The sequence below is a fragment of the Chitinilyticum aquatile DSM 21506 genome (assembly GCF_000430805.1).
In the GTDB taxonomy this organism is placed as follows: Bacteria; Pseudomonadota; Gammaproteobacteria; order Burkholderiales; family Chitinibacteraceae; genus Chitinilyticum; species Chitinilyticum aquatile.
The window spans coordinates 100,949-114,677 of the sequence record NZ_AUMS01000008.1 but is presented as its reverse complement, the minus strand read 5'-3'; the positions used below and the strand labels follow the sequence as shown (position 1 = coordinate 114,677).

The 13,729-nt window shown below is 63.9% G+C and carries 12 protein-coding genes; 3 read left to right on the top strand and 9 right to left on the bottom strand.

Going from position 1 to position 13,729, the window contains the following annotated elements:
* Positions 1-83 precede the first annotated feature (83 nt).
* Entirely contained in the window at positions 84-2,534 is a 2,451-nt protein-coding gene (locus H559_RS19330) for an ABC transporter permease (protein ID WP_034640135.1), read from the bottom strand.
* A complete protein-coding gene (locus H559_RS19325; protein WP_034640133.1) occupies positions 2,531-3,256 on the bottom strand; it encodes an ABC transporter ATP-binding protein in 726 nt (241 codons plus the stop codon). The genes H559_RS19330 and H559_RS19325 overlap by 4 nt, the downstream gene beginning before the upstream one ends.
* Between H559_RS19325 and H559_RS0107210 the strand changes: the two genes are divergently transcribed.
* Both H559_RS0107210 and ppk2 read left to right on the top strand, forming a co-directional pair.
* Positions 3,255-3,908 carry an arylesterase gene (locus H559_RS0107210; protein WP_245579344.1) on the top strand — a complete coding sequence of 218 codons (654 nt, stop codon included), beginning with the start codon at positions 3,255-3,257 and terminating at the stop codon, positions 3,906-3,908. The genes H559_RS19325 and H559_RS0107210 overlap by 2 nt on opposite strands.
* An 87-nt stretch (positions 3,909-3,995) precedes the next feature.
* The gene (gene ppk2 / locus H559_RS0107205; RefSeq protein ID WP_028452150.1) at positions 3,996-4,808 is read left to right on the top strand and encodes a polyphosphate kinase 2; all 813 of its coding nucleotides are present in this window, start codon (positions 3,996-3,998) and stop codon (positions 4,806-4,808) included.
* Between the two features lie 78 nt (positions 4,809-4,886).
* Here ppk2 and H559_RS0107200 read toward each other — a convergent pair whose 3' ends face one another.
* From H559_RS0107200 to H559_RS22905, 5 genes are all read right to left on the bottom strand, one after another.
* Positions 4,887-6,551, bottom strand: a complete 1,665-nt coding sequence (locus H559_RS0107200) for a SulP family inorganic anion transporter (protein WP_028452149.1) — start codon at positions 6,549-6,551, stop codon at positions 4,887-4,889.
* Positions 6,552-6,691: 140 nt separating this feature from the next.
* Positions 6,692-7,588 carry a DUF2950 domain-containing protein gene (locus H559_RS0107195; protein ID WP_028452148.1) on the bottom strand — a complete coding sequence of 299 codons (897 nt, stop codon included), beginning with the start codon at positions 7,586-7,588 and terminating at the stop codon, positions 6,692-6,694.
* 176 nt (positions 7,589-7,764) lie between these two features.
* A complete protein-coding gene (locus H559_RS22620; RefSeq protein ID WP_028452147.1) occupies positions 7,765-9,066 on the bottom strand; it encodes a DUF3300 domain-containing protein in 1,302 nt (433 codons plus the stop codon).
* A 153-nt stretch (positions 9,067-9,219) separates the two neighbouring features.
* The gene (locus H559_RS19320; protein WP_051279049.1) at positions 9,220-10,311 is read right to left on the bottom strand and encodes an SGNH/GDSL hydrolase family protein; all 1,092 of its coding nucleotides are present in this window, start codon (positions 10,309-10,311) and stop codon (positions 9,220-9,222) included.
* A 22-nt stretch (positions 10,312-10,333) separates the two neighbouring features.
* A complete protein-coding gene (locus H559_RS22905) occupies positions 10,334-10,894 on the bottom strand; it encodes a hypothetical protein (protein WP_162143303.1) in 561 nt (186 codons plus the stop codon).
* 241 nt (positions 10,895-11,135) lie between these two features.
* Between H559_RS22905 and H559_RS22615 the strand changes: the two genes are divergently transcribed.
* The gene (locus tag H559_RS22615; RefSeq protein WP_155845330.1) at positions 11,136-11,300 is read left to right on the top strand and encodes a hypothetical protein; all 165 of its coding nucleotides are present in this window, start codon (positions 11,136-11,138) and stop codon (positions 11,298-11,300) included.
* 80 nt (positions 11,301-11,380) lie between these two features.
* Here H559_RS22615 and aroA read toward each other — a convergent pair whose 3' ends face one another.
* Together aroA and waaF are read right to left on the bottom strand one after the other, a co-directional pair.
* Positions 11,381-12,685, bottom strand: a complete 1,305-nt coding sequence (gene aroA / locus H559_RS0107170) for a 3-phosphoshikimate 1-carboxyvinyltransferase (protein WP_028452145.1) — start codon at positions 12,683-12,685, stop codon at positions 11,381-11,383.
* 12 nt (positions 12,686-12,697) lie between these two features.
* Entirely contained in the window at positions 12,698-13,726 is a 1,029-nt protein-coding gene (gene waaF, locus H559_RS0107165; protein WP_028452144.1) for a lipopolysaccharide heptosyltransferase II, read from the bottom strand.
* Between the last annotated feature and the right edge of the window lie 3 nt (positions 13,727-13,729).

Sequence of the window (13,729 nt, the reverse complement as noted above, 5' to 3'; positions counted from 1 at the left end):
CGCTCCGGTGATGATTGAACGCCAGCATGCCTGCTGTCAGTGACAACCGTTTTGCGCGCGCGCAAAGATGCTGCTGCACGTTGTCAGTTACGCAACAGTTCCCCCGGCGAGCTGCGTGCCAGTCGCTGCAATCGCCACTGGCTGACCCCGGTTGCGAGCAGTGCGCCGGCGAGCAGCGTGACACCCGGCAGCCACAGGTTGAAGCCCACCGGCAGTTCCAGTGCATACCGTCCCAGCGCCCAGCCGGTGCCACTGGCGAGCAGCCCCGCCGTCAGGCCGCTGGCGGCTCCCAGCAGGCTCTGCTCGGTTAGCCAGAGCCTGCGCAGTCGTCCCTGCGTGGCGCCCAGCGCACGCAGCAGGGCAGCTTCGCGGCTGCGTTCGCTGGCGTTGAGTTCCAGCGCAGCGGCGAGTACGGTCAGGCCAGCGGCGAGGCAGAAGCCCAGTACCAGCTGCAGTGCCTGCGTGGCGATCAGCAGGATGCGGCGTACTTCGGCCAGCAACTGCCCGACATCGAGTACCGTTACGTTCGGCATGCTGTTGGCGATCTCCCGCAGCAGCGGACGCTGCTCTGCGGGCAGATAAAAGCTGGTAATCATGCTCGCCGGCTGGTCGGCCAGCATGGCCTGGCTGCCGGTAACAAAAAAGTTGGCGCGGAAGGAATCCCAGTTCACTTCACGCAGGGCAATGACCGGCGCGCTGACGCTGCTGCCGGCGATGTCGAAGACCAGCGTGTCGCCCAGCCGGATGTTCAGTGTCTTCGCTAGGCCAGCCTCGACGGTCCAGCCGCGCTCGCCAGCTGCCGGCATGCGGCCGGCGATCAGGCGGTTGTCCGCGCGTAGTGCATCGCCCCAGGAGAGGTTGAATTCGCGCTCGGCCAGCCGCTGCGCGCGATCATCCGGGTAAGCGGCGGGATTCACCGGCTGGCCGTTGTGCGCCATCCAGCGGCCACGGATCATCGGCTGGAAGACTGGCGCACTGGCACCCTGGGCGCGGAACAGCTGCGTGAGCGTGGCAACCTGGTCGGGCTGGATATTGATGGCAAAGTGGTTCGGCGCATTGGCGGGAACGCGCGCCTGCCAGCCATCAAGCAGATCATTGCGGGTGATGGTCAGCAGGCACAGGCCGGTGAGGCCAATGGTGAGCGCGCCCAGTTGTACCATTGCCAGCCCGGGCTGGCGCGCGAGCGGCCGCAGGGCGAGGCGCCAGTGGGCAAAGGGCAGCTTCAGCAGCAGATGGATCAGCAGCCAGCCGCCCGCGCCGCTTGCCAGCATCGCCAGCAGCAGCCCGCCACCGGTGAGGAGCGCCAGCTTCACGTCACGCACAGCCAGCCACAGCAGCAGCAGCGTTGCGCCGGCGGCGAGCAGCCACTGCGCCCCGAGGCGCAGACCCGGTTGCAGTTCGCGCCGCAGCACGCGCAGGGGCGGTGTACGTGTCAATGCCAGCAGCTGTGGTCCGGCAGTTCCGGCCAGCAGGAGTAGCGCATAGGCGGAAGCCCAGAGCCATGGCCATGGGGTACCTGCTGGCAGCCTTTCATTCCCGCTGCTTTCGAGCCAGTACCTGAGCGAGTATGCCAGTGCTTCCTGCCCCAGCCAGCCCAGCAAGCCGCCGGCAATGCTCGCCAGCAGCACCAGTGCGAGCAATTCGCCCAGCAGCAATTGCTGCATCTGGCGCCGGCTGGCGCCGAGCGTGCGCAGCAGGGCCACGCTGTCGTAATGCCGCTGCACAAAGCGGCGGGCCGCCAGCAGGATGGCTACGCCAGCCAGCAGCGCGGCCAGCAGGCCCGCGAGCTGGAGAAACTGTTCGGCCTTGGCGAGCGACTTCTTCACTTCCGGGCGCGACTCCTGGGCGTCCTCCAGCCGTTCACCGCGCTGCAGGCGTGAGTGGATTCCGTCCTTCCAGCGCGCCACATCCGCTTCCGCGCCGGCAACGAGCAGACGGTAATTGACACGGCTGCCCGGCCCGATGAGGCCGGTGGCGGGCAGATCGACCGCATTGATGATCACGCGCGGCTGCAGGCTGCTGAAGTCGATGACGGCATCGGGTTCGCGCACGATGATGGCGGCAACGGTCAGTGTTTTGCTGCCGACCTTGAGTGCATCGCCTGCCTTGAGCTGCCATTGTTCGGCAATGCGGCGGTCGATGTAGGCCTGGCCTGCTTGCGGGGCATGCACGACGCCCAGGCTGGTTTCCAGCTTGCCACGTAAGGGGTAATCACTGCTGGCGGCCTTGATTGCGGCGAGCCGCATCTGCTCACCGCTGCGTACCATGCTGGGAAAGGTGGCCGTTTCCGCCACCAGCAAGCCTGCTTGCCCATTGCCGGGCAGGTAAGCGCGCGGGATGGGGTGGTCGCTGATCAGCGCCGCATCCGCCGCCAGCAGCCAGTTGGCCTGACCGGTGAGGCCGCGTTTGACGCGATCGGCCAGCAGGCCGACTGCCGTCATGGCGGCAACGGCGATCACCAGCGCGATCAGCAGCAGGCGGAAGTCAGAAGCCGCCAGATCTCGGCGCAGGAAACGCAGCGCGAGGCGCCTCATGCCGGCCACCCGTCTGGCGCGGTGTTGGGGTGCAGGGCAATCTGGTGGCCGCCCTGCAGCTGCAACTGCCAGCTGCAGCGTGCCGCCAGCTTCGGATCATGCGTGACCAGCACCAGCGTGGTACCGGCAGCGGCATTGAGTTCAAACATCAGGTCGGCAATATGCGCGCCGGTGGCGGTATCGAGGCTGCCGGTGGGTTCGTCGGCGAACACGATGCGCGGCGCGCCGGCGAAAGCGCGAGCCAGTGCGACGCGCTGCTGCTCGCCCCCCGAGAGCTGGCGCGGGGTGTGGTCGAGGCGCGCGCCCAGGCCGACGCGCTCCAGCCAGTGCGTTGCGCGTGCTGTTGCATCGGCTACGCCGTGCAGCTCAAGCGGCACCAGCACGTTTTCCAGCGCCGTGAAGTCGGGCAGCAGCTGGAAGGATTGAAAAACGAAACCGGCAAGCTGCCCGCGCAAGCGGGCGCGGCCATCTTCATCCAGTGCCGCGAGTGACTGCCCGTCGAGCTGAACATCGCCGTGGCTGGGCTGGTCGATACCGGCAAGCAGTGCCAGCAGCGTCGACTTGCCCGAGCCCGATGTCCCGATAATCGCAAGGGATTCTCCCGCAGGCAGGCTGAACTCAATATCATGCAGGATGGTCAGTTGTTCAGTGCCGGTCTTCACCGTTTTGCCCAGTTGGCGGGCAGCGAGCAGTGGTGAAGCGGTTTGCGGAGAATTCAGCATGTTCAAGCCCTGTTTGCTCAGAATGGTTGGCGGCCAAATCCTGCTTGCGATTTGCACCCTGATGTTTGCCGGAGCCGCTTCAGCGACCGGGGCACCGAAACTGCTGGTGGTTGGTGACAGCCTGTCGGCCGGCTACGGCCTGCCTGCCAGCCAGGCCTGGCCGGTGCTACTGCAGGATACCCTGCTCAGGCAGGGGGCGAACTGGCAGGTCATCAATGCCAGTGTATCCGGAGAAACGACAGCCGGTGGGCTGACAAGGTTCCCCGCGCTGCTGAAACAGCATAAACCGCAACTGGTGGTGCTGGAACTTGGTGCCAACGATGGCCTGCGCGGCCTGCCGGTGCGCGACATGCAGGCCAATCTGCTGCAAATGGCGAAGCTGGCGCAGGACAGCGGTGCCAAGGTGCATCTGGTCGGCATCCGCATTCCGCCCAATTATGGCGTGGAGTACACGCAGGCGTTCGAGCAGGCCTTCCGTGATGTGGCGAAACAGCAGAAGCTGACGTTCACGCCTTTCCTGCTGGCGCCGCTGGCAGATGACCGGCGCCTGTTCCAGAACGACCAGCTGCATCCCACCGCCGCTGGTCAGACCAGAGTGGCGACGATGATGGCTCAGGAATTACGCCTGCTGCTGGCAAAGAAAAAACCCTGAGTCAGCCAGGAGCAGATCGGGCTATAGTGAACGGACTTGCAAGCCCGGCCCGTTCGGCCGGCTGTGCTGGCAAACCGGAGAATCAACATGAGCAAGCAGAAGCTGGATAAGAAAACCGCAGTGGCAGAAGAAGCGCTGGGGACCAAGGCATACGAAAAAGAGCTGAAAAAACTGCATGTCGAGCTGGTAAAGCTGCAGCAATGGGTTGTCGCCAAGGGCCTGAAGGTGTGCATCGTGTTCGAAGGGCGTGACGGTGCCGGCAAGGGCGGCACCATCAAGGCCATCACCGAGCGCGTCAGTCCGCGAATTTTCCGTGTAGTGGCCTTGCCCGCGCCGAACGAGCGCGAAAAAACCCAGATGTACTTCCAGCGCTATATGAATCATCTGCCGGCCGCAGGCGAAATCGTGATCTTTGACCGCAGCTGGTACAACCGCGCCGGCGTCGAGCGCGTGATGGGATTCTGCACGCCGGAGCAGTCGGACAAATTCCTCGAAGTGGTGCCGATGGCCGAACGTGCGATGGTCGAGTCGGGCATCATCCTGCTGAAATACTGGCTGGAAGTCAGCCCGGAAGAGCAGGAGCGCCGTCTGCGTGACCGTATCGACGATGGCCGCAAGATCTGGAAGCTCTCGCCGATGGATATCAAATCCTTCGACCGCTGGGATGACTACACTGCCGCACGCGACAATATGTTCGCCAAGACGGACACCTCTTGGGCGCCCTGGTTTGTTGCCCGCTCGGAAGACAAGAAGCGCGTGCGTCTCAATGTGATTCGCCATCTGCTGCAGCATGTGCCCTATGAAGCACTGCCGCAGGAAGAGGTGAAGCTGCCCAAGCGCAAGATCGGCAAATACAAGGAAAGCAATTACCCCTTCCGATTCATCGAAGAGCAGTACTGATTCCTCTGTCCATGAAAAAGCCACCCGCCCGGGTGGCTTTTTCATGGGTATTGCCTTATAGGCATTTCATGTCAATGGTTATGGAGCTATGGGGTTTGAGGTATGCTGGTTTTGGCCTGCCAGATGCCGATCAATGGCCAGGTGCGCGTTGAAGAGCAGTCGTTCCCTGCCCATTTTTCCGGCGAGTCCCGCGTGGCTGACTGCTTCGTAGACATCGGGGTTCAGCCCGGCCAGCCACAGCGTGACGCCTTCTTTCGCAATGCGTTCCTCGCCTTCGATCAGCATCTGCAGGGCAGAATACTCGATATCCGTCACCCGGCTCAGGTCAAGGACCAGCGTATCGGGGCGATGCGTATGGATCAGTGCCATCAGCTGCTCGCCCACGGTCTGGGCGTTGAGAAAGAACAGCCGTCCTTCGGGCCTGACGATCAGCAGGCCGGGGAATTGTTCGTCTTCCGGGTGTTCGTCTGACAGTGGCCGCAGCACGTTGGTGCCGGGTTTTCTGCCCAGTACCGAGATGCGCGGTCGCGCGGTCTGGCTGGCGAGGCCGACCAGTGAAACGATGATGGCAATCACAATGCCCTGCAGGGTGCCGAAGAGCAGCACGCCCAGGCAGGCAAAGAGCGCCCAGCGGAATTCCATGCTGCGGATGCGCAGGATGTTTCTGAATTCGGCCGGCTGGATCAGCCCGACCGAATACACGATCACTACCGCAGCCAGGACCGCATTCGGCAAGAGCCCCAGCGCCGGCGCAAACAGCAGCATGGTCGCCAGCGCCATGCCGGCAGTGACGAGCGATGCCGTCTGGCTGCGGCCGCCCGCCGCGCGAACCACGGCGGTCTGCGAGGTGCCGCCACCGGCCGGCATCGCGCCGGCGAAGGCACCGGCCAGATTGGCGATGCCGGTGGCCAGCAGTTCGCGGTTGGCATTGATTGGGGGCTCGCCGCTGCGGGCAAAGGCCCTCCCGGCGGCAATCGATTCGGTGAAGCTCATCAGCGCGATGCCGAGCGCACCCGGCAGCAGTTGCTGCACGAGGTTCAGGTCGGGCAGGGTCAGCGCGGGCAGGCCCTGCGGGATCAGCCCGACAATCGCCACGCCCTGTTCATGCAGGCCGAAGAACCACGAGGCGGCAATGCCGCCGGCGACGGCCACCAGCGGTGCCGGTGAATGCGGCCAGAGCTTTTCCATGCCGATGAGCACGATCAGTGTCGCAGCGGCCACCGCCAGCGTCAGCCAGGACGTGGCCGGCAGGTGCTGGGCAATGCTCAGCAGGTCGGCGAAGAAATTCGCTTTCTCGATGTGGATGCCCAGCAGCTTGGGCAGCTGGTCAAGCACGATCACCAGCCCGATGCCGGTCTTGAAGCCGGTGAGAACCGGCGTGGAAATGAAGCTGGCGACAAAGCCCAGACGCAGTACTGACGCCACCATCAGCAACACGCCGACCAGTGCGCTCAGCGTCGCGGCGGCGGCCAGCAGTTTGCCCGGATCGCCATCGGGCACTACGAGCACGAGTTCGGTGCCGGCGAGGATCGCCAGCGTAGTCGTGGAGCTGACGCTGAGCACGCGGGACGAGCCGAGTAGCGCGTAGATCACCATCGGCACCAGCGCCGTGTAGAGGCCGACGGCAACCGGCAGGCCGGCGACCGTGGCATATGCCATGGCCTTGGGCAGTACGACCGTTGCAGCGATCAGGCCAGCCAGCAAGTCAAAGCGCAGGGTGCCGGCGGATGGGGAGCTGTCCATGCTGTTCTCCGTGTCTGCATTCTGGTTTATGGGTGGGTTTTTATATGGGTATAGCCATGCGGCCTTTCATTTTTAAGGGCTGCATGGCTATATGGGGTGATGTATCTGGTTTTGTCGGGATTTGCTGTTGCACTTTCTGGCTAATGCACTTCCTGCCAGGACTTGTCCGGGTTGAAGCTGCTGATGGCGGCAGCCTGTGCCGCTGTCTGGCGGCCCAGGTTGCGCTGGTAGATCTTGCCGTCATGGCTGGTCATGAAGGTCATGATGCCGCTTTTGCCGTAGCTGGCAGGCCAGGCGATGATGGCGTAACCGCCGTAGAGCTTGCCCTTCACCAGATAATCGTAGGCCCCGCCGGGGGCGTCAGGCCCCTGGCGCTTGAGCAGGCGGAAGTAATAGCCATGGAAGGGCTCGGCGGGCTTGCTCTTGCCGGTCATGTCGCTGGCGGCGCGGGCAAACAGCTCGCCCATCGGGCTGCTCTCTTCGCCCTCCGCGCTGGGCCAGTAGAGGCCATCACGCGTATCGGGGCTGCTCTGCACCCGGCTGGCGTAATGCGGGAAGGGGCTGCCGTCCGGATTGCGCAGGAAATACTCGCGCTGTGCTTCCCGCAGGGTTTTCAGTACCTCGATGGTGCTGAGTTCGTTGGTACCGATCATGCGGCTGAGCATTTCCTCACGGCCTGCCGGCAGATCGAATTCCCAGCCGGCGGCTTTCTTCACCAGCGGAATGGCAAAGGGATAGTTTTCCTCGCCTACTTCCAGCACTTTGTACCGCTGGCCCTGATCCAGCCACTGGTGGCGTGTCTGGTATTGCCGGACGAAGCTGTCGATCAGGGCGCGGGCATCGTCCTGGTCGGTGACATGGATCAGATCGCCGTAACCCTTGCCGAGAATGCGCTGCAGAGCGGCGCGGTCGCGGGTTTCCAGTGCGCGCACCAGCGCATCGCCGGCGGCGTCGGCTGTGCCGAAGGTCTGCGCGGCAAGCGCGGGAAGTGTCAGGGCCAGGGCGCACAGACCGAGCAGGCTTTTCTTCAGAATCATGATGTTCTCCTTGGCCGGCTTGGGCGGGGGATGGGGCCGGGTTTTCCTCCGGCCTCCGGTGCCGGGCTCGCCCCGGCGCAAACCACCGCATCAAAGTCGACCATCAACATAGTGTGTTTCATGCGCTGTTCCGCGTTGGCGGAACAGCGGGGAGCAGGTTGTCTTTCCGTAGCCAGCTAGCGGCGGCCACCGCCACTGCGGGCCGGGCGCTGCACGCTGCCGCCGCTGCGGCTGCCGGTGCTGGCGCGGCTGCTGGCACCACGCTGGCTGGCCGCACGATCGACGCTGGGGCTGTTCACGTTATTGAGCGAATTGCTGCTGCGCGGGGTATCGCGGCTGGTCGTCTGAGCGCGGCTGCTGTCGCGTGTTCCGCTATCGCGGGTTGCTGGTTGCGGACGTGCGGCATCGCGGCTTGCGTCACGTGTGCCGGTGGCACGGTCCGAGGTTTGCGGACGGTTCTGGCTGCCATCCCGATCGCGATTGGCGGCATCGTGGTTGATCGCATCGCGCTGTTCGGGCGACATCTTGCCCAGATCCTGGCGGGCATTGTCAGCCCGGCCGCGATAGGCATCCCGGTTGGCATCGCGGGTAGCGGCACCGGGCTGCTGGTTGCGATAGCGCTCGCGGGTGCCCTGATCGCGGTATTCGACACCGCGGCGGTGCTCGGCATTGTGTTGCCAGCTGCCGTTGCTGCTGCGCTTGTAATGGTCGACGCGGGTGAAGTTGTTGTTGATGTCGATGTCGATATTGCCGCCACCCCAGTTGCAGTTGCCCCAGCCCCAGAATGCGCCGCCGACGATCAGCCCGGCGGTAAAACCGAATGCCGCGCCGCTGTAGGCGTAGCCGGGCGGGTACCAGTAATAGGGCGTGTAGTAGGGGTAGGGCCAGCTGCCGTACACCACGGTCGGGTTATAGACCGGCACGTAGACCGTTTCGGGCTGGGCGGGCTGGATGATGATGATCTGCTCGCCATTGCTGCTTTGCGTGCTGACGGTCTGTTCCGCGCCGGATTTCAGGTTGCCGGAAGCTTGCGCACGCTGGCGCAGCACCTGGATGGCATCCATCACCCGCTTCTGGTCGGCCAGGAACGCATCGCCCAGCTTTTGGGTCCAGTCGATCTTGTCATTCATCATGTCGAGCACTTGCGGGAAGGCGGTCAGCGATTTGACGCTGGCATCCCAGGGCTGCTGGTTCACGGCCTTTTCCAGCTCTGCGCCGCTGTACTTCGGATTGGCCTTGCGCCAGCGCTGGGCCTGCACGACTTCGAGCGGATAGGTCGATGCCATCAGGATCTGCGCGACCAGCGAATCAGGATAGAGCGCAATCGGCGCGACGAGCTGTTCCAGTTCTTCCTGCTTGTAGGAAGCGGGTTGGGCGGCGGTCGCATCGGCCGCGCTGGCCGCTGGTGCCAGCAGCACTGCGGCCGGGGTGCCGAGCAGGGCGGCGGAGATGAACAGTGAATGCAGCAGGCGGGGCATGGAAACCTCCTTGGATATGAACCGGGGCGACACGCGTCCCGCAGAACTGGCTTCAGAATATGCCATACGGCGAAAGGAAAGAAAGGCGTTTGGGTAATTATCCCCGCGTCCGGTAATGATGACAGTGCGCTGCGCGCAGTCTGCCGACGGCGGTTACTGCGGCCAGACCTTGCCCTGTTCGGAGATTTTCGCCTTCAGCAACTCAGCCATCTTGCGGTGATCCGCCAGATTGGGGTGCCAGCTGCAGCCGGTCAGCTCCAGATTGCCCCAGTCGAGAAAGCTGATCCTGTTGCCGGCCTTCTGCTCGTCGGCCACCAGCTTCTGCAGGAGCGGGCGCAGGCGGTCGTCGGGCCACAGGTAGGCGCCGGTGACGATAATGGCGGGTTTGCCGTAGCGGGCGCGCAGGCTGGCCAGAAAACCCTTGTAGGCGACCAGCCAGTCGCTCGCGAGCTGTTCCTGCGTGCGGGTCTCGCCGGCCCTAACCGGTGTCGAGAAATCATTGGTACCCAGGCTGATCACCACGACCTGCGGTTTCCAGTCGAAACCCCAGGCACTGGCCGGGTCGGTCTGCAGCGTCAGCGGGTAGAAGCTGCGGTAGTCGTGCTCGGGATTGTTGCCATTCCAGTTGCGCAGCACGCCCATCCCCGACATGGCATTCACCTGCCATTCGGCATTCAGCGCCCGCGCGGTCTGCACCGCAAAGCCCTGCGTTGCGTCGGTATTGAGCCAGACCTGCTCTTCCGTGCATTCGCGCTTCGAGGACAGATTGCCGAGCGCCGCCATATACGAATCACCGATGAACTCGATGCGCCGTACGGGTTTGGCCGGCGTGGCCAGCACCTTGCCGCCGTCGAGCACGAAACCGCCGAAGGCGCCGACGTCCCTGGGGGATTCGGTGCGCTTGACCAGTTGCGCCAGATGTTCGCCGTCCTTCAGCTCGCGCAGCCATACGGTGCGCTCGCCGGCCTCCGGCGCGATCTGCCTGGCCGGCTTGCCGTCGATTTCCAGCACGTAATAATTCTTCGGGTCGTTGAGCTTCACGCCAATGGCCGTGCCGGAAAAACGCAGGCCCCAGCTCACTGCCGGCCACGTCGCCTGCCAGCGGCCATCAGTAGAAGCCGTCCTGCCGCTGACGCTGATCGCTTCGGCAGGCACATCGCTAACCGCCGCCAGCAGAACAGGGCTGAGCAGCAGGCTGGCCAGCAGCGAAAGGGGGGATGATTGCATGATCTGAGGTTTTTTCATGGGTATTGGTTTGCAGCCATTTCTAATCAAGGGCTTTGGAGGTATGGGGTGGCTGGTATTGTCTGGCCGGCCAGTGGTGGCGCTGGTAGAGCCAGCCGCCGAGCAGATTGCTGGCAATACCGCTGGCAGACAGGAGCAGAAAAAGAATCCAGCCATTCGTCAGGCCGCCAAGCAGTGCCCCGAATACGAATGAGCAGGCTGCCAGCACATACACCGGTCGCAAGCTCGGGCGATGTGCGATGCGGGCGCACACATAGCCACCAAGCAGAGAGAAACCGAGTCCGACCGCGATGCTGGTCAGCCAGAAACCAGAGAATGGCTGTTGCAAACGCTGGATTTCACCTTCGAGTTGCGCCGGAGGCAAGCCGGCGACGCTGAGAGCAATGCCGAGGCCGAGCGCCAGCAGGGTGACGAATGCCAGTGTTCCGCCGGTATCGATCAGCACTCCGAACAACACTGCTTTCCAGAGTGCACCGGGCTGCCGGGGCTCAGGTGGCGCGGTCAGATCGACCGCAGGTGCTTGATAGGGATCATCAGGCATGGCCAGATTGGCCGCAGGCGTTTGGTAGGGATTGTCTGGCATGGTCATCAGTCAACGGGCAGAAATGATTGTAAGCCGTGACTGTACGCCGATTGTGCAAACGCGGTAAACCGCTGACAGAACACGCTGTTTCTGCTGTCGCATTCGTGGCGCAAAAAGAAATGTAACGGGGAGTAAACAAATGCAAGAAACCGGCGTACTATCTGCGCCGTAGTGCAAAGACCTTATGCGCGGCCGCTATTGCGGTCGCCCGTGTGGTAGTTCAATCACGCAAGGAGCCTGTATGAACAGCAGTCAGAAAAACAGCAATGTGATGGCCCGCCGTGGCATGGGGTTTCCCCTGTCCCTGCTTGGTTATCCATGCCGCTTCTGCCATCTGATCCGCAACACGCTGCTGCCGGAACCGGCCTGGTCCCGCAGCAAGGCCGTCCCTCCCGGCAAGCCCTGAAAGAGGGCAGGCAAGCATCCGCTTGCCCGATAAAAAAGGCCTGTCGCAATGACTGGCCTTTTTGTTTGTCCACGCTGCGCTCAGCCGGCGATGCGCGCCAGTTCCTCGAAATAGGTGGGGAAGGTTTTGGCGGTGCACTTCGGATCGAGAATCCGCACCGTCACGCCGCCCAAGGCGACGAGCGAGAAACACATCGCCATGCGGTGGTCGTCGTAGGTTTCGATGGCGGCATTGGCAATCAGCTGTGCCGGCGGGGTGACGACGATATAGTCCTGGCCTTCTTCGACTGTGGCGCCGACCTTGCGCAGCTCGGTGGCCATGGCAGAGAGACGGTCGGTTTCCTTCACGCGCCAGCTTTCGATATTGCGGATGGTCGTCGTGCCCCTGGCGAACAGCGCGGCCACGGCAATGGTCATAGCCGCATCGGGGATGTGGTTCAGATCCACGTCGATGGCCTTGAGTTGCCCGTCCGCGGGGGGCGCTGCTTCGATGAAATTGTCGCCCCAGGTGATCTGTGCGCCCATTTGCGCCAGCGTGTCGGCAAAGCGTTTGTCACCCTGGATGGCATCACGGCCGACGCCTTCGACGCGCACGGTGCCGCCACCGATCGCGCCGGCGGCCAGGAAGTAGGACGCCGACGAGGCATCGCCCTCGACAAAGATCTGGCCCGGGCTGCGGTAAGTCTGGCCGCCCTTGATGAAGAATTCTTTCCACTCGCGGCGGACAACTTCAATGCCGAATTTCGCCAGCAGGTTCAGCGTGATCTCGATGTAGGGCTTGGAAATCAGCTCGCCGACCACTTCGATGGTCATGTCGCGGCCAGTGAGCGGCAGCGCCATCAGCAAGCCGGTGAGGAACTGGCTGGACACATTGCCCTTCACCGCGATGCGGTCGCTGGACAGTTCCGCCGGGTGGATCTGCAGCGGCGGGAAACCCGGATTGGCCAGATAGTCAATCTTTGCGCCGGCCTGCACCAGGCCGTCGACCAGATCGCCGATCGGACGCTCGTGCATGCGCGCCACGCCGTGCAGGTGGTATTCGCCACCCGAGAGTGCCAGCGCCGCGGTCAGCGGGCGGAAGGCCGTGCCGGCGTTGCCAAGGAACAGGTCGGCCGCTTTGTTCGGAAAATTCCCGGCGCAGCCATGCACCAGAAAGTCGCGCGAAGCACCTTGCTGCTCGACCTTCACGCCGAGTGCATCCAGTGCTTCGAGCATGCGCTGGGTGTCGTCGGAGGCCAGCAGTCCCTGCACCAGCGTCGTGCCGTCGCACAGTGCGGCCAGCAGCAGCGTGCGGTTGGAAATGCTTTTCGAGCCGGGCAGCACGACCGCGCCATTGACGCGGGCGATCGGGGCGAGGTCGAGATGTTCGAGGTGCGGGGAGGTCATGAGGGGTATCCTTCAGACAGCCTGTTTGGCAATGGGTGAGGGGAGCATGGGGAGCAGGGTATCCAGCACGCGCTGCGGTGCCAGATCGTTCAGGCATTTCATGTGGCCCAGCGGGCAGGTCCGCTCGAAGCACGGCGCGCATTCCAGATCGAGCGTGACAATCGCGGCGCGGTCCGACAGCGGCGGCGTGAATTCCGGCGAGCTGGAACCATAAATTGCCACCAGCGGAATATGCAGGGCGGCGGCGACGTGCATCAGGCCGGAATCATTGCAGACCGCGCCTTTGGCGAGGCTCATCAGGTCGATGGCCTCCGAGAGCGAGGTCTTGCCGGCAAGGTTGACGACGCCGGGGGCCATGTCGGCAATTTCACCGGCAATGGGCGCATCCTTGTCCGAGCCGAACAGCCAGACCTGATAGCCGCGCTCCAGCAGGGCGAGGCTCAGCGTCGCCGCGTGGCGGGCCGGCCAGCGCTTGGCCGGGCCGTATTCGGCGCCGGGACACAGCGCCACGACGGGCAGGTCGGTGGGCAGGCGCAGGCGTGCGCGCACCGCATCACGGTGTGCGTGCTGGACAACGAGGCGCGGATGCAGCGGGCGGCGGCGCTCGGCATCCGGCTCGTCGGCCAGCGCGAGGAAGCGTTCGACCATCAGCGGCAGCGCGTACGGGTCCAGCTTGCGGGCATCATTCAGCAAGCCGTAGCGCGCTTCGCCGACCCAGCCGGTGCGCTTCGGAATGCGGGCGAACCACGGCACCAGCGCCGATTTCAGCGAATTGGGCAGCACGATCACCTGCTCGTAGCCGGCGGCTTTCAGCGTGCGCCCGAGGCGCCAGCGCTGGCGCAGGCCCAGCTCGCCATGGCCGAAGGGGTTGTCGAGCGCGGCATGCACTTCGGGCATGCGTTCGTGCAGCGGACGCGTCCAGGCCGGAGCCAGGACGTCAAGAATCAGGCCGGGGTAACGCTGGTGCAGGCGCGCATACAGCGGCTGCGCCATGATGGCGTCGCCGATCCAGGCGGGGGCAACGATCAGTATTTTTTTCATCGG